Below are 15,486 nucleotides of genomic sequence, written 5' to 3'. Positions count from 1 at the left end.
TAAGGGTAAGTTAATCAACCTGTATTGTAATCACTTAAACAGAAAGCACATCCATTATATCCTTTATCAATACCATCGTTTATATTTCTAAAAGGAATCTTATTCTTATCTGATATTTTTTCCCAGAAAGGACAGTCGGTCGTATGAAGTTCCAAACTTCTTGGATTCCCATACACATAGTCTTCAGAATCTTTAATCGCTATTACGTCAAAAGTGATTCTTCCAGCAATTTCTCCATCTTGTTCTTGTGTTACTACGATAGGATACAGTTTTTCATGCTCTGCATTTACAGAAAAATCAATATCTAACCTAAAGTTTTTGTCTGCATTAGCTGCTAAGGTAAACCCTTGGAGAATTCCTTTTCTATTTCCTCGCATCTGGAAGGTTACAAATCTAGAGTTCCTTTTAACTTCCTCAAAGTTTTCTAGTGTAATCCCATCTGAAATACTCGCTGGAATTCGTAATGATATTTCTGTATCTGCAGGAAGTGCAGTTACATCAATTTCAAAATCATTGATGGTTTCTATAATAGAACCTCGTACTCTAATGGATTCAGAAATAGTACCTCCAGCAAACGCATTAATAGGAGATACATTTCGCTGTCCTACGTTATTGTCAAACCTAATAGGTTTCCAATGAGGTTCTGGACTATGGAACATCCTGATATCATTTGGGTCTTCAGGTGAGTTTGCCACCGCCATAAGGCATTCGTGATTCAAGATTGTTGGAGTCCACAAAAATGGTCCTACCTGCATATCCCCTCCTGCAGAAATGGTTCCAGGAGGATTTAAAATTCCCATAGAATTAAAATCTGTAGGCCAAATCATTCCTGTCGCAGGAATACAGTTATAGGCTTCGACAGAAATATTTCCAATGGAAGTACTACCACTGTTTCTAACAGTAACATATAGATAATTTACCTGATTAACGATAGGATGCTGGTGTCCTGCTGCTGGGTTTTCACCAGGAGTAGATGGTGCATTGTTCCTTACCCATATATCTGGAGATTCCCAATGAGGTATCGGACTTGGGTACGTTCCTGTATCAGGATTAGAATCTTTAATAAAAAGATTTGCAGATCGAGCATCACCTGTAGCAATAGACGTACCTTCTGATTGATACCAAGCAATCTCTAGTAAGATATCTCGCTCGTACAAATACCCTAAAGCAGTATGATCTAATACACTATTTGGAGTTGCTGTAGTTCCTACTTGCATAGAATCATTGAGTCCTACTACGTTTGGATTGGGTGATATATCTGAGCTATGCCCTATTGTGCTATCATATTGAGTAGCAGTTGGGTTTTTTTGTTGCCATATAGCCCAGAGTCTATCCAAATTACAATGGTGGAGAAAAAACAAGGGGTCTAATGGCGAATTTCCACTAGCCATAGTTCCTCCAGTCCATGTATGTCCTGGAACATGACTTCCTGATTCCATCTCCCTATAATCAAAATAGGTAGTTGGCTTTAGTTCACTTATAATATCGGCGAGTGATGGAAGTACGTTTCCTCCCGAAGTACTTCCTCGGGTATAAGTCCAATGGTCAAATTGCCCACCCGAGTTACTACGGCCTCCAAAAAATGTTTCCCAAATTCCTCCATCATCCAAATTTCTTGAATCCGCACGCGTCCAATCCCAATACGGAAGATTGATACTTGGATCAACGGCTTGTAAATCTAATTCTAACCTTCTCAGAAAATCCCTATGCCAAGGCAAGAATGAAGGACACCAGTGAATTTGTCCTCCGTTGAAATTGGCACTATGTAAATTTGCATATGACTGCATGGTACCATTAGCTTCTAGTACATTAAAGGCATTAGCTAATGCAGTTCTTTCTGTATTTGTGAGCTGTGTAAAATCTTTTCTATACATGGTTACTTTTTTAAATGGTTGTTCATTTAGTGCTGTGTATCGATAAAAGCTTTTAATGCTTCTTCAATGGTATCATGGTTCTGATTATAGAAAATTCCAAATTTTCCATTCTTTTCCATTACTGGAATTACTTCTCCATCAAGAGTTGTTGTATTTCCATCTTTAATTTCAATGTTCACCCCTTTGTATGTTAGTTTCTTCATAATAGATGTTTTGATATTATTTATTTTGAGATTTTGTAATCATGAAATTTTAGACAATAACTATCTAAAAATCAAAACTACACGCCATCTGCTTAATAATCAGTAGGTAAAAAACTATTATAAAAAGGGCATATACCCTTTTCTTCTATTTCTTCTGCGTTTTTGATGTGGCTATCTTTTTTCAAGGATGTTTCGCATCATATAGGGTAGCGTCATTTTACTAGTAGAAAATGTTTCGTTTAATACAGTGTGAAAGTCCTTAAGGTTTTATTTTAGCGAAAGCCTATCGATTAAAATAAAAGGGAGAGATTTAAAACAAAAAACCTCACCATTTCTGATGAGGTTTTCGTGGTACAGGCGGCGAGACTCCCTTCGACTACGCTCAGGATAAACTTCTCGTCTGCTCATATATCATATTTCTGCAATAAAAAAGCCCATCATTTCTGATGAGCTTTTCCTTTGTACGGGCGGCGAGACTCGAACTCGCACACCGTGAGGCACTAGATCCTAAGTCTAGCGTGTCTACCAATTCCACCACGCCCGCATTTCAATACATCGTTACGCATCTCTTTGTAACGGGGTGCAAATATAAGAATAGTTTTTAATTGCAAAATAATTTTTTAGCAAATTTTAATCAAGAATTTAATATGTTTTGAATCAACTCTTGAGATACTGCTGTTCCTTGTCGTTGTAGCTCCTCAATAATACGTTGTTTTTCTTCTTCAGAATACAATACTTGTTGGTTTTCTTGCTCAAAATCATATCCTAATTTTCCAAACAATGCATCACTCCACGCATTTCGTTTACAATCCATGACTAAATGTACACGATCTGACGTTCCATTATTTTCAACTGCATGTGGTAAATTAAAATTTCCATACCAGCAACTCCCTACCTCCATAGTCACTAATTCTTTATTGATATAAAAACGTACATCCTTATTGGTCGTAATAGGTACATGCACTCTAAACAATCCATCTTCATACCCTAAATCAAGATCTGTATGTTCATGTATTCGACTTCCAGGCCTAAGGTTCAGTAAACGTATGGCTTCTTTATCACACTCAAAGGTTTCTATAATTTCTTTAAAATAAGTGCATTTCTCTAGTAAAGGGGTATCAAAAAATTCCCCTGTAAGAGAAAATGCCCTCACATTATCGGTCGCACCATCCATAGATCGAAGGGCAATCAACTTCCAACTACCCTCATAGTCCGCATTATTATAATGCTCAGAAAAAGCAAAAGTCTCACAAATTTTATAATCTTCAAGAAGTCGGTCTTCAGAAAAATTAAAAGGAAAGCGGGCACTAGCAAGCGTCATAGTTCTTTGGTTTATACTCCTTAAATGTAGTTCAATTTTAGTACTTTTAAACAAAAATTTATAATCTACATGGAATCTATAACATCCTATATTCAAGAACACAAACAACGCTTTATCGACGAACTTATCGAGCTACTAAAAATCCCTAGTGTGAGTGCTGATTCCGCTTTCGCGAAAGCGACCACACAAACAGCCACCGCAGTAGCCGACAGTCTAAAAGCCGCTGGATGTGACACCGTAGAAATATGCGAAACGCCTGGATACCCTATTGTATATGCCGATAAAATTATAGACCCTAATCTTCCTACCGTATTGGTATACGGTCATTATGATGTACAACCGCCAGATCCATTAGATCTTTGGGATTCACCACCGTTTGAGCCTGTTATCAAAACTACTGATAAACATCCTGACGGCGCTATTTTTGCACGTGGCGCTTGTGATGATAAAGGGCAAATGTATATGCATGTCAAAGCCATGGAATACATGACAGCCAATGGAAAACTGCCTTGTAATGTCAAATTTATGATCGAAGGCGAAGAAGAAGTAGGAAGTGTGAATCTTGCGTGGTATGTAGAACGTAATCAAGAAAAACTAGCTAATGATGTGATCTTAATTTCAGATACGGGAATGATCGCTAATGATATTCCAAGTATCACTACAGGACTTCGCGGCCTTAGCTATGTAGAAGTAGAAGTAACAGGTCCAAATCGTGACTTACATAGTGGTTTATATGGAGGAGCTGTTGCTAATCCTATTAATGTACTCTCAAAAATGATTGCATCCCTTCATGATGAAAACAATCATATTACGGTAAAAGGATTTTATGATAAAGTAGAAGAACTTACTGCTGCAGAACGTGCAAAGATGGGAGAAGCGCCTTTTAGCCTAGAGAACTATAAAAAAGCTTTAGACATTAATGCTGTGTATGGCGAAAAAGGATATACAACCAATGAGCGTAACTCTATACGCCCTACCTTAGACGTAAATGGTATCTGGGGAGGCTATACAGGTGAAGGTGCCAAAACAGTTATTGCGAGTAAAGCCTATGCAAAAATATCGATGCGACTCGTACCTCATCAAGATTGGGAAGAAATTACCGAATTATTTAAAACCCATTTTGAAAGTATTGCACCCGAAGGAGTCACTGTAAAAGTAACACCGCATCACGGAGGGCAAGGGTATGTAACTCCTATTGACAGCATAGGATATCAAGCCGCCGAAAAAGCCTATGAAAAAACATTCGGAAAAACACCGATTCCTCAACGTAGTGGAGGAAGTATTCCCATTGTAGCACTCTTCGAAAAAGAACTAAAAAGCAAAACCATTTTGATGGGATTTGGTTTAGACAGTGATGCCATACATTCTCCAAACGAACACTTTGGGATCTGGAATTATTTAAAAGGTATTGAAACAATCCCTTATTTTTACGAGTATTTTACGGCTCTAAAAAACGCATAAAAATCATTATATAAAATGCTAAAGTCCTTTAAGTTCTCATCAACTTAAAGGACTTTTTCTATTTTAGAGGATAACTAACGACACCTTTATGATACTATCACATGAGTTAAGAGGATATTGGTCTCCTACCCGTAAACTTGTATTCAGGTTTGTTTTCCTTTATTTTTTGAGCTATATCCTCTTTACCTATTTCGGGAGACTATTTTTTGAATCACTCTTTGTTTGGGTAGGAAAAAACATACTGCAATCTGAGGGTCGTTTAGCATATTTCTCTACAGGCAGCGGAGATACAACGATGGCCTATATCAGTTGGCTTGTACAAAGTAGCATGACTATAGTAGGTTTGTTAGTATGGTCTCTTTTAGATCGGAAACGCCCTTCTTATAATCAGCTTTTCTATTGGTTTATAGTCATACTACGTATGTATTTAATAATACAGCTATTTATATATGGTTTTGCTAAAGTATTTAAAGGGCAATTTCCAGGACCTTCTTTAACCCGTTTATTACAACCTATTGGAGAGATGTCTCCTATGGGACTTGCATGGACATACATGGGACATAGTGAAGGGTTCAATATGTTTGTAGGCGGTATGGAAGTATTAGGAGGACTTTTATTAATCCCTCGTAAAACAATTACACTAGGAGCTATCGTCACGACAGGAGTCATGTTACAAGTACTTATGATGAATCTGTTTTATGATATTCCTGTTAAGTTATTTTCTGCACATCTGATGGCCATGGCATTCGTAATTTTTGCGGCAGATTGGAAACGATGCAAACAAGTATTTATCAAAAACGAAACAGCCCAAGCCATCAATTATTATGAGGTTTCTGAAGATTCTCATTACAAAAAAATTATCTTCTGGCTTAAAATTATTCTCACCTTATTTTTAGGAGGAGCTATGTCATGGCAAGGATATCATGGAGAACGCACTTATGGCGATAAAAGAGAAAAACCCGCATTATACGGTATTTGGGAAGCAAATACGTTTGTAAAAAATAAGGACACACTGCCTCCATTAATTACAGATGCAACACGTTTGAGATATTTAATTATAGATCGTAAAGGCAGTGCTACCCTTCAATTTATGGATGATCAAAAAAAGCGCATGACCTTACATGTAGATACCATAAAAAAGCAACTTACTTTATATGAAGGAGAATGGGAGCTAAGTGATAACTTTACCTATACGCATTCTGATGATAGACTACATATAAAAGGAAAGCTCTATGGAGATACGTTAGATATCCATCTTAAAGCAAAAGATTTACGTGATTTTGAACTCATAAATCGTGAGTTTCATTGGATTAATGAAACTCCATATAATAGGTGATGGTAGTATATTCAAACATATAGGTTGTAACATCCTTGATCATTAGTATACACATACGTATAACACAAAACCCAAACACTATATGAATACACTATTGACCAAGCTTAACTTACTTATAACTACTACTATTGAACTTCCAATAGAAAAATATAACTTCATCTCAATTGTAAATACGAGTATTGATCAAAGTGATTTAGGGTATTTTTCTGATATGGGAGATGTTTTTTCTTCTAGTAAAGCTGAGTATAAAGGTCATATCAATTCTTATGGTTTTAAGTTAAAGAAAAAACGAAAATTTTTTGATTACAATATGAATCTTGCAACAGCAAAAGGACATTTTAATCAGCAAGGAGATACCTTAAAAATTAATATGGAAATCAATGGTTTTTCAAATCAAATGGCTCCCTTTTTTATAATAGTTCCCATATTCTATATTTTCTCTATTACTATGACATTACAAGGAGAAGATGTAGCTTCCTTAGCTATCATTCCATTTTTACTACTACACGGATTATTTATGCTTGGAATTCCTTACTTTATAATGCGAAGATCTGTAAAGCGTATGCAGTATGAATTAGAAAGAGATTTCTATTTTATGATTAAAAAATAATAGTGTTGCTTGTATACGCTTTCGCGAAAGCGAACTCAACAATACGCAAAACGTAGCCAACTGGTTTCGGAAAAAAGTAGCTATCGGACTAGAAAGACATCAGCATGCCAAGGGAAATTGAAATCAAATCAGTACTTAATAAAACCAAACGTCGCGACACATGGTTTCTGGATGATTACACCGTAAACCTCTATAGTAGTTGCTCTTTTAATTGTCTGTATTGTTACATCCGAGGAAGCAAATACGGAAGCAACTTGGAAACCAGTCTTTCGGTAAAAACAAATGCGATTGAAGTCTTAGATAGACAATTGTATAATCGATCTAAAAAAGGGCAATACGGAATCATTGTTCTCTCTTCTGCTACAGACCCCTATTTGCGCATTGAAAAAAAATATGAACTCACTAGACAAGCATTAGAAATTATTGCGAAGTATCGTTTTCCTGTACATATCATCACAAAATCTGATTTGATTGCACGTGATTACGATCTGTTACATCAAATAGATAAAACAGCTATTTTACCTGGTGATTTGCAACAGTCATTAAGTCGTGGCACCATTATATCCTATTCTTTTTCTACATTGGATGATCAAGTAGCTCGTATTTTTGAACCAGGTGCTACACCTCCATCCCTACGACTACAAAGTTTAAAAAATACAATACAAGAAGGCTTTTTATCTGGAGTAAGTTTGATGCCGTTACTCCCTTTTATCTCCGATACTACCGCGCATCTTGATCTATTATTTTCTACTTTTAAAGAAGCTAATGCACATTATGTATTACCTGCTACACTTACCGTATTTGGAGAAGGAAAAGCTGCTAGCAAAACATTAATGCTTCAAGCCATACAAAAGCACTACCCAGAACTCTTCCCTAAATATCAGAAGTATTTTCAATATGGCTCGGAAATGCCTGCCTATTATAAAACAGCTTTTGCTAAAAAAATGAAAGAGCTTTCAGATCAATACAAGCTAAAATCATCGATTCTGTAAGGATTAAAAAAAGTAACTGACTATTAAAAATGAACAGACTTGTCTGTTTTTAAAAAATTAGTATATATTTGCAGTATAATATTAAAATAGATGAAACACAATCTTGTCAGACAAACTATTATAGAAACGGCTTCTCGTTTATTTTACGAGAAGGGCTATAATCTGACAGGTATTAATGAGATTATTAAAGAAGCAGGTATTGCAAAAGCGACTTTATATAATCATTTTAGATCTAAAGAAGAGATTTGTGTTGCCTATTTACAATATAAAGATCAGTTATTTTTTGAGCAACTAAAACCTTTTATTGCAACCTATACGCCAGGAAAAGATCAACTTATTGCTTTGTTTGATTTTCTAGCGGCATTTTATAATCAAAATGATTTTAATGGATGCTGGTGTTTAAATACGATTTCTGAAATTCCTAAAGAAAATAAAGAGATCCGAGCTGTGATTCAAAACGGAAAAGAAACGCTTATCACCTATATACAAGAACTCTTAGCTGCTATTCCTGAACTTACAGAAGCAGATCTGAACATATATGCAAAACAAATATATGTGCTCTACGAAGGTGGCTTATCAGAAAGTCATTTACATCAAGAAATATGGCCTATTGAAACCGCTCGTGGGCTTTGTAAAAAATTAATAGCATAAAAAATTTATCAATAAAAAGACAGACTTGTCTGTCTATAATTTAAACTCTAAAATAAATAAACACACAATGGCAAACAACAAAACAGCATTAGTAATCGGAGGTACCAGCGGTATCGGTCTAGCAACAGTAGAAAATTTACTAAATGAAGGTGTAACTGTACATATTGCAGGACGTACACCTAGCAAAGTAGCAGATACTCCTAATCTAGTAAAGCACCAACTAGATATTACAGATACTGCCGCAGTACAAAACTTCATCAATGAAGTGACGAGTTGGGATAACCTAGACTATCTAGTAAATGCATCAGGTATTTTTGGACCAAAAGCTTTCTTAGATCACACACAAGAAGATTATGATTCATATCAAGACTTAAACAGAGGTTTCTTTTTTATCACACAAGCTGCTGCTAAAAAAATGAAAGAGACACAAGGAGGTGCTATTGTAAATGTAGGATCTATGTGGGCAAAACAAGCCGTAAAGGCAACGCCTTCTTCTGCTTATTCTATGCAAAAAGCAGGATTACACTCATTAACTCAGCACTTAGCTATGGAACTTGCAGATGATAATATTAGAGTAAATGCAGTATCTCCAGCAGTAGTCTCTACACCTGTATACCACGGTGTTTTTGGAGGGAAAGAAGAAGCAGAAAAAGCCCTTGAAGGTTTTCACGGTTTTCATCCTATAGGACGTAATGGTACACCACAAGATGTAGCCGATAGTATCACCTTCTTACTTTCAGACAAAGCTTCTTGGGTAACAGGCGCTATTTGGGATATCGATGGTGGTGTACGTGCAGGACGTAATTAATTTTCACTTTATTAATAAATACCATATAAGGGCAATACATATTTTTAGTATTGCCCATGTTTTAATTTAAAAAAATAGATCTTTATGTATGATATGAGTCACCTAAAGAAGTTAGGTACATTAGGGAAAAATGCAGAACAAGCTATGAAAGCTTTTCAACAATTAGATCAAGCTGCACTTGCTGATGGTGCTATTCCAAAAAAATATAAGGAGTTAATAGCCATTGCTGTTGCACTCACTACACAATGTCCATATTGTTTAGAAATTCACAAAAAACATGCAATTGATGCTGGAGCAACACAAGAAGAACTTTCTGAAGTTACTTTTGTGGCAGCTGCATTACGAGCAGGAGCTGCAGTAGTTCATGGCACACATTTAATGAATGATTAACACAATTTACATATCAAAATGTAAACGTGAATGTAGTGTCATACGCATTTAAACATTACCTCATTTTATCAAAAACTTCATTATAACCAATAAATTAGTTGGTGTAATGAAGTTTTATAGTTAATAGTAATTCCTCCAAAAACTTTATCGGTATTCTCTAATTGATACTTTTTAAATTCACTTAATTTCATAATTATCTTTTTTTAATTAAACAATTACATAACAAAAACACACCATTTTTTGTTAAATTTTTACTCTACACTTGTAGAATTAAAATTTTATTCTACATTTGTAGAGTTAATTCTAAAAATGTAGAAAGAAATGGCATTATCTGCTTCAGAAGAACAACTCATGCAACTCCTTTGGAAACAAGAACGCGCATTTATGAAGGACCTTATAGATGCGTACCCTGATCCCAAACCAGCTACCACGACTATTGCTACCTTACTTAAAAGAATGCAGGATAAAGAGTTTGTAGATTATGTACAATACGGACGCTCTAGAGAATATTTTCCATTGGTAAAGAAAACGGATTATTTTTCTAAACACGTAAACGGACTTATTAAAAATTTCTTTAACGACTCTGCTTCCCAGTTTGCTTCTTTCTTTACACAAGAAACAGATCTAAGCGAGAAAGAATTGGAAGAATTAAGAGGGATTATAGACAGTCAACTTAAAAAGAAAAAGCAATGATTACTACATATCTTATAAAAAGCACCTTGTGTCTTGCGGTCTTATTTGGGTTTTATAAAATCGTATTAGAAGCAAAAGCACTTCATCATTTTAAACGGTATTATTTATTAGCGAGTCTTATTTTTTCATTAACGATACCATTAATAACATTTACATATACTACTTCCGAGGCACCTCAAGAAATTTGGATAGGCGAGTTTGCACACGCTTGGGATCAAGTTTCAGCACCTGTACAATCCGTACCTATAGAAGAAAAAACAAATTACCTTCCCTATATTTTATGGGCCATATATGGATTAGGAACCCTTATTTTTGGAGGACGTTTTCTATTAAATTTAATTCGCTTAAAGCGAAAAATCACAACGGCAGAAACCCTAGACCGAAGACATTTTACGTTAGCGCTCTTACAACAGTCTATTATTCCACACTCGTTCTTGAAGTATATTTTTCTTTCGCGAAAGCGGTATGAAAACAAAGAAATACCAACAGAAGTAATTGCGCATGAAGCTACACACGTACGTCAAAAGCATTCTTTAGATATCTTATTTATAGAATTTTTACAAGTGGTATTTTGGTTTAATCCGTTGTTTTGGATGACTAAAAAATCTATCACATTGAATCATGAATTCCTAGCAGACCAAGGGGCAATTCAAAAAGAACACGACATTTATCAATACCAACATATACTCTTAAACTATGCCAGTAGTGCTCATCACACTACCCTTGAGAGTCCATTTAATTATTCATCAACAAAAAAACGAATTCTTATGTTATCACAATCATTTAATCGAAAGCGACTCGCAATAAGTGCGCTACTACTCATTCCCATTATTGTAGGCTGTGTATTGGTCTTTAATCAAGGGATTATTGCACAACCAAATAACGATCTTGCTATTGAGGGACATTGGATAGACCATGCTAATGAAAATCAAGACGTATTTATCTATGAAGAGGATGGAACACTCTGGTGGGATCAGAAAGTTGTAAAAGCCCCTATCACAGTTAAGGATGGAAATTATTTTTTACCATCTGGTAATTTACCTGATAGCGAATTATGGGAGTTATCTATTGCAGATAATGGATTTTTAAAATTAGGTGACAGCACTTATTTTACGCCGCCAGAAGACACCGTAAGTTATCGTATTGATGGTATTTGGTCAACACCAGATGGTGAAACCAAGTATCATTTTATCACCAAAAATGGAGGTCCGACCTGTGATGTTATTAATACATCTACAAACAAAAGTACACGCTATTATCCAAATCTTGTTGACAATGGAATGGAATTTACAATAGGTAATGATTGGCACACATTTACATTTGACAACGGTAAACTTACGATGCAAGATGGCACTGAACTTAAACGTATTGAAAACCATTCTGTGTATAAAACCCATACCACAAATGAGGATGTAAATTATCTAAATATTGAAATTATAGATAATGATAATTATACAATCAATGATATTCCAGCAACAAATGCTACGTTAATGACAGTACTGGAGAGCTTTAACACAAATAATACAAAAGAAGAAAGACAACAGCTTATTAGTGCCACAATTTCAGAACCAAAACCAGAGCAACAAGATCAAGTAGACATGCTACATAACGTTCTTTATGAATACGGTGTTAAAGAAGTACAAGTGTATATGGGTAATATTTTCCCAAACACTACCCTTGAAAACTCTTTAAAAGAGAAACACCCAACAAAGCAAGATCTTAAAAGATGGTTAGACACAAATCAATATGGCATATGGATAAACGGAGTAAAAGTTAGCAACGAAGTGTTAACTGCATATCAACCAGATGATATCCCTTATTTTACAGAAAGCACTATAGAGAAAAATACTATAGACTATGGGAAGTATGATGTACAAGTAAATCTAATGACAAACACCTATTGGAGAGAAAAAGGAGGATATCCAGAAGGGCATAAAGAATATCTAGAAAAATTTTTGGAAAAAAATCAAGAAGGAAATTCACAAAAACAAAATATTGAAAAAGAGGCATTTGAAGCTATGTATAACCAAACAAAGCAAAACTATGCTAAAGAGTTTGTAGAAGGCGCCGAAAGAAATGGAGAGAAAGGACTCGTTATTGAAATAAGAAAGAACACTGTTCGTGTAAACGGAAAGCCTTCGTCTCTAGCAACACTACGTAGCGATATTGATGCCATTACAAGAGATTGGTCAGCAACAGATTATGCAGAAGCATTTCCTTCTACACTTGTTAAAAATCCAGCTAAAGGTTTTATTAAAAAACTAAATGAAGAATTCTTAAAAACCAATTTTTCAAAAGCCAATGGAGGGATGGATTTAGTGCCACCACCTCCACCGCCACCACCAGCACCAGGAGCTCCTGAAGCACAATTACCGCCACCGCCACCACCGCCAAGTGTAGAAGACCATCTAAAAAGCATGAATGATATAGGTGGCGTGTTTTATTATGAAGACAAACAGGTAACTTTTGAAAAAGCGGTGAGTCTTGTAAAAGCAAATGAAAATCTTAATGTACAGACAAGACATCCTTACACAAATGCTCCTAAAACTTATATTTCTGCAAAACCTATTGTCGTAGAAACTCAAAAACAAAGCAAAAAACCTGTCTCTAAAAAAGACATTAGCGTTTATAATAAACTTGCAAAGAAGTATGGTAAAAATCCTAATGGGGAAATACTAAAAACGGAGGTGGCTTTTATGTATGAGATTTATAGCAGAATGACAAAAACGCAAAAGAAAAATGCTGAGCCCTATCCTGCACTTCCTCCACCACCGCCACCTGCTCCTGTAAAAGTTAAAACAGCGACTCCTAACTCAGGTCAGAAAATGGCAGCAATAAAATCTGGTGATACAATTCCTATAGAAATAAGAGGTCCTATATCTGCTAGAGACACTAAATTTTTCTATCAAGGAAAGGCTTTATCTACACAAGAAGCGTTGGATTATTTGAGCACACATCAGTATGGTATAAAAGATCAAGTTATTAAGGATGAAGTAACGTATCAAAACATATTTATGGCTACATTATATAAGCTTACCGATAAAGAAATACAGTATAATTTAGATTCAGGCATAGACAATAACATCTATGCAAGTGACTATGAAAGATTAAAGAAAAAAACCAGAAAATTTCGTTATAATGGGAAAGAATTATCTGTAGCAGAAGGCGAAAAATTATTATTAGCGAGACCCACTATTGTCACAGGAAGAAGACTTGCTGAAAATGAGAAAGAAATAACCATCCTTTTAGCAGACATTTAAGCTATAATTCCATAAAAAAGCATACCAGAGAAGTTCACTACTAGTGAGCTTCTCTTTTTATATATCTTTACAAATAGATAAAATTTTCCTTTTCTATATTTACAGAAGGAAGTTTCTATAATAAGACCAATCATCTTATTGAGTTTAATCGCTATCAAACGTAACATCATTCATCATGAAATTTAAATCACTCTTTCTTTCTGTTTTTCTTGTATTCGCTTTCGCGAAAGCGGTCTCAGGACAAATCAAAACTCCACCTACGCACATTAAAATTACTCCAGAACTTGCTGCACAAGTAGATGCTGTATTTGCAGATACTGACAAAGCAGATCATCCAGGAGCAGCTTTAGGCATTTTTAAAGATGGAGAAATCATCTATGCAAAAGGATATGGATATGCTAATTTAGAATATGACATCCCTATCTCATCAACCTCTGTATTTAGAATTGCCTCTACGTCAAAACAATTTACAGCAGCTTGTATTGTATTACTTGCTCAACAAGGAAAACTATCTTTAGACGCAACATTAGATACCTTTTTGCCTGCATTTCCTAGCTATGCAAAAACAATCACCGTACGACACCTCCTTAATCATACCAGTGGCATACGTGATTATCTAACACTTGCATCGCTAAGCGGCTTAGGTGATGAAGATTTTTATACAGACCAAGATGTTATGAAATGGCTCATCAACCAAGAAGAGCTTAATTTTAAGCCTGGAGATGAGCATTTATATAGTAATTCTGGGTACTGGCTACTTGGCCAAATTGTTCAGAAAGTAACAGGAACATCTATGGCAGATTATGCCCAGAAAGAGATTTTCAAACCTTTAGGAATGAATAATACGCATTTTCATAATGATTATACAGCGATTGTAAAAAACCGTGCTTCAGGATATTCTCCTACACAAGATGGAGGGTTCCAAATTAGTATGACCACGCTTAATATGATAGGTGATGGAGGGATCTTTACAACTATAGAAGATGTAAAGAAATGGGACGATGCCTATTATAACTCTACCGTTCTTACTCAGAATTTCTGGAAGACGATGACAACCACAACAATACTTAATGACGGAACCACCAATGAGTATGCTTCAGGTCTTGAAGTGGGTTTATATGATGGTCATAAAATCATAAGTCATGGTGGTGCCTTTGTGGGATTTCGTGCACAAAAATTTCAATTTCCTGATAAACATTTTACCGTTGTTGTTCTTGCAAATCGAGGTGATGCAAATCCTGATGACCTTGCTTCTAAAGTAACAGACCTATTTTTAGACCCTATTGAGACATCTACTCATGCTGAAGATGCTGCTGTTTCTAATTCTGCTTTCGCGAAAGCAAACTCCATAAAAATCCCAACAGCCGATCTTAAAAAACTAGAAGGTTCCTATTGGGGTGCAGATTCAAAAATAAGTAGAAACCTAACCTTAGTGAACGATACACTCGTATATGATCGTGGAAACGGAAGAATCACAAAAATGGAACCTATCTCAAAAAATACGTTTAGATGGATAGGCCCTAATATTCCTATAAAACTTACCATAGACAATCCAAACAAACCTTCAAGTTTTATATTAGATATTCCAGGACAAGGAGTTTCTAATTTTCAAAAATACGAACCTGTTACACAACTTACACCAGAACAGATACAACGCTATGAAGGTGATTATTATAGCAAAGAACTTGATGTGACTTACACCTTCAAAAATGAAAATAACCAATTAACTTTATACGTAAATGGAGAAAGTTTTTCTTCGGTTGAACCAATTATGAAAGACGTATTTAGTGTCTTTGGATTTATAACATTTGATTTCGCAAAAGATCAGCAATCATTTAGAACTTCTGCTGGGCGTGTTCAAAACCTGCATTTCGTAAAAAAATAAAT

General features: G+C 35.3%; 13 protein-coding genes and 1 tRNA gene. 10 read left to right on the top strand and 4 right to left on the bottom strand.

The features are described from left to right. Nucleotides 1-14: 14 nt before the first annotated feature. From Q1A60_RS07795 to Q1A60_RS07780, 4 genes are all read right to left on the bottom strand, one after another. Entirely contained in the window at nt 15-1,874 is a 1,860-nt protein-coding gene (locus tag Q1A60_RS07795; RefSeq protein ID WP_299763844.1) for a tyrosinase family protein, read from the bottom strand. A gap of 26 nt (nt 1,875-1,900) precedes the next feature. After that, entirely contained in the window at nt 1,901-2,077 is a 177-nt protein-coding gene (locus Q1A60_RS07790) for a hypothetical protein (protein WP_299763845.1), read from the bottom strand. Between the two features lie 462 nt (nt 2,078-2,539). Then, nucleotides 2,540-2,621 (bottom strand) — tRNA-Leu (locus tag Q1A60_RS07785). Nucleotides 2,622-2,711: 90 nt separating this feature from the next. Further along, on the bottom strand, nt 2,712-3,398 hold the full coding sequence (locus Q1A60_RS07780; protein WP_299763846.1) for an aspartyl/asparaginyl beta-hydroxylase domain-containing protein: 687 nt from the start codon (nt 3,396-3,398) through the stop codon (nt 2,712-2,714). Nucleotides 3,399-3,467: 69 nt separating this feature from the next. Here Q1A60_RS07780 and Q1A60_RS07775 point away from each other — a divergent pair, with 69 nt between their 5' ends. From Q1A60_RS07775 to Q1A60_RS07730, 10 genes are all read left to right on the top strand, one after another. After that, nucleotides 3,468-4,859, top strand: a complete 1,392-nt coding sequence (locus Q1A60_RS07775) for a dipeptidase (RefSeq protein WP_299763848.1) — start codon at nt 3,468-3,470, stop codon at nt 4,857-4,859. 88 nt (nt 4,860-4,947) lie between these two features. After that, on the top strand, nt 4,948-6,195 hold the full coding sequence (locus Q1A60_RS07770) for a hypothetical protein (protein ID WP_299763850.1): 1,248 nt from the start codon (nt 4,948-4,950) through the stop codon (nt 6,193-6,195). A gap of 82 nt (nt 6,196-6,277) precedes the next feature. Then, nucleotides 6,278-6,805 carry a hypothetical protein gene (locus Q1A60_RS07765; RefSeq protein ID WP_299763851.1) on the top strand — a complete coding sequence of 176 codons (528 nt, stop codon included), beginning with the start codon at nt 6,278-6,280 and terminating at the stop codon, nt 6,803-6,805. Between the two features lie 104 nt (nt 6,806-6,909). Continuing rightward, nucleotides 6,910-7,797: a radical SAM protein gene (locus Q1A60_RS07760; protein WP_299763852.1), complete on the top strand. Its 888-nt coding sequence runs from the start codon at nt 6,910-6,912 to the stop codon at nt 7,795-7,797. Between the two features lie 90 nt (nt 7,798-7,887). Next, nucleotides 7,888-8,448 (top strand): TetR/AcrR family transcriptional regulator, encoded by a 561-nt coding sequence (locus tag Q1A60_RS07755; protein ID WP_299763854.1) that lies wholly within the window; start codon nt 7,888-7,890, stop codon nt 8,446-8,448. 67 nt (nt 8,449-8,515) lie between these two features. Beyond that, the gene (locus Q1A60_RS07750) at nt 8,516-9,256 is read left to right on the top strand and encodes an SDR family oxidoreductase (RefSeq protein ID WP_299763857.1); all 741 of its coding nucleotides are present in this window, start codon (nt 8,516-8,518) and stop codon (nt 9,254-9,256) included. A 93-nt stretch (nt 9,257-9,349) separates the two neighbouring features. Then, the gene (locus Q1A60_RS07745) at nt 9,350-9,646 is read left to right on the top strand and encodes a carboxymuconolactone decarboxylase family protein (protein WP_299763859.1); all 297 of its coding nucleotides are present in this window, start codon (nt 9,350-9,352) and stop codon (nt 9,644-9,646) included. A 321-nt stretch (nt 9,647-9,967) separates the two neighbouring features. Beyond that, nucleotides 9,968-10,339: a BlaI/MecI/CopY family transcriptional regulator gene (locus Q1A60_RS07740; RefSeq protein WP_299763861.1), complete on the top strand. Its 372-nt coding sequence runs from the start codon at nt 9,968-9,970 to the stop codon at nt 10,337-10,339. Further along, nucleotides 10,336-13,599 (top strand): M56 family metallopeptidase, encoded by a 3,264-nt coding sequence (locus tag Q1A60_RS07735; protein ID WP_299763863.1) that lies wholly within the window; start codon nt 10,336-10,338, stop codon nt 13,597-13,599. The genes Q1A60_RS07740 and Q1A60_RS07735 overlap by 4 nt, the downstream gene beginning before the upstream one ends. Nucleotides 13,600-13,774: 175 nt before the next feature. Further along, nucleotides 13,775-15,484: a serine hydrolase domain-containing protein gene (locus Q1A60_RS07730; RefSeq protein ID WP_299763865.1), complete on the top strand. Its 1,710-nt coding sequence runs from the start codon at nt 13,775-13,777 to the stop codon at nt 15,482-15,484. Nucleotides 15,485-15,486 lie beyond the last annotated feature (2 nt).

The sequence above is a fragment of the uncultured Dokdonia sp. genome, assembly GCF_947492535.1.
Lineage (GTDB): Bacteria > Bacteroidota > Bacteroidia > Flavobacteriales > Flavobacteriaceae > Dokdonia.
Note: the sequence above shows the minus strand (reverse complement) of the source record. Positions and strands in the feature narration are given on the sequence as shown.

What these genes read in the sequence shown, in the direction of transcription:
- Q1A60_RS07795 (WP_299763844.1), bottom strand. Translation starts at nt 1,874, where the DNA reads ATGTATAGAAAAGATTTTACACAGCTCACAAATACAGAAAGAACTGCA.
- Q1A60_RS07790 (WP_299763845.1), bottom strand. Translation starts at nt 2,077, where the DNA reads ATGAAGAAACTAACATACAAAGGGGTGAACATTGAAATTAAAGATGGA.
- Q1A60_RS07780 (WP_299763846.1), bottom strand. Translation starts at nt 3,398, where the DNA reads ATGACGCTTGCTAGTGCCCGCTTTCCTTTTAATTTTTCTGAAGACCGA.
- Q1A60_RS07775 (WP_299763848.1), top strand. Translation starts at nt 3,468, where the DNA reads ATGGAATCTATAACATCCTATATTCAAGAACACAAACAACGCTTTATC.
- Q1A60_RS07770 (WP_299763850.1), top strand. Translation starts at nt 4,948, where the DNA reads ATGATACTATCACATGAGTTAAGAGGATATTGGTCTCCTACCCGTAAA.
- Q1A60_RS07765 (WP_299763851.1), top strand. Translation starts at nt 6,278, where the DNA reads ATGAATACACTATTGACCAAGCTTAACTTACTTATAACTACTACTATT.
- Q1A60_RS07760 (WP_299763852.1), top strand. Translation starts at nt 6,910, where the DNA reads ATGCCAAGGGAAATTGAAATCAAATCAGTACTTAATAAAACCAAACGT.
- Q1A60_RS07755 (WP_299763854.1), top strand. Translation starts at nt 7,888, where the DNA reads ATGAAACACAATCTTGTCAGACAAACTATTATAGAAACGGCTTCTCGT.
- Q1A60_RS07750 (WP_299763857.1), top strand. Translation starts at nt 8,516, where the DNA reads ATGGCAAACAACAAAACAGCATTAGTAATCGGAGGTACCAGCGGTATC.
- Q1A60_RS07745 (WP_299763859.1), top strand. Translation starts at nt 9,350, where the DNA reads ATGAGTCACCTAAAGAAGTTAGGTACATTAGGGAAAAATGCAGAACAA.
- Q1A60_RS07740 (WP_299763861.1), top strand. Translation starts at nt 9,968, where the DNA reads ATGGCATTATCTGCTTCAGAAGAACAACTCATGCAACTCCTTTGGAAA.
- Q1A60_RS07735 (WP_299763863.1), top strand. Translation starts at nt 10,336, where the DNA reads ATGATTACTACATATCTTATAAAAAGCACCTTGTGTCTTGCGGTCTTA.
- Q1A60_RS07730 (WP_299763865.1), top strand. Translation starts at nt 13,775, where the DNA reads ATGAAATTTAAATCACTCTTTCTTTCTGTTTTTCTTGTATTCGCTTTC.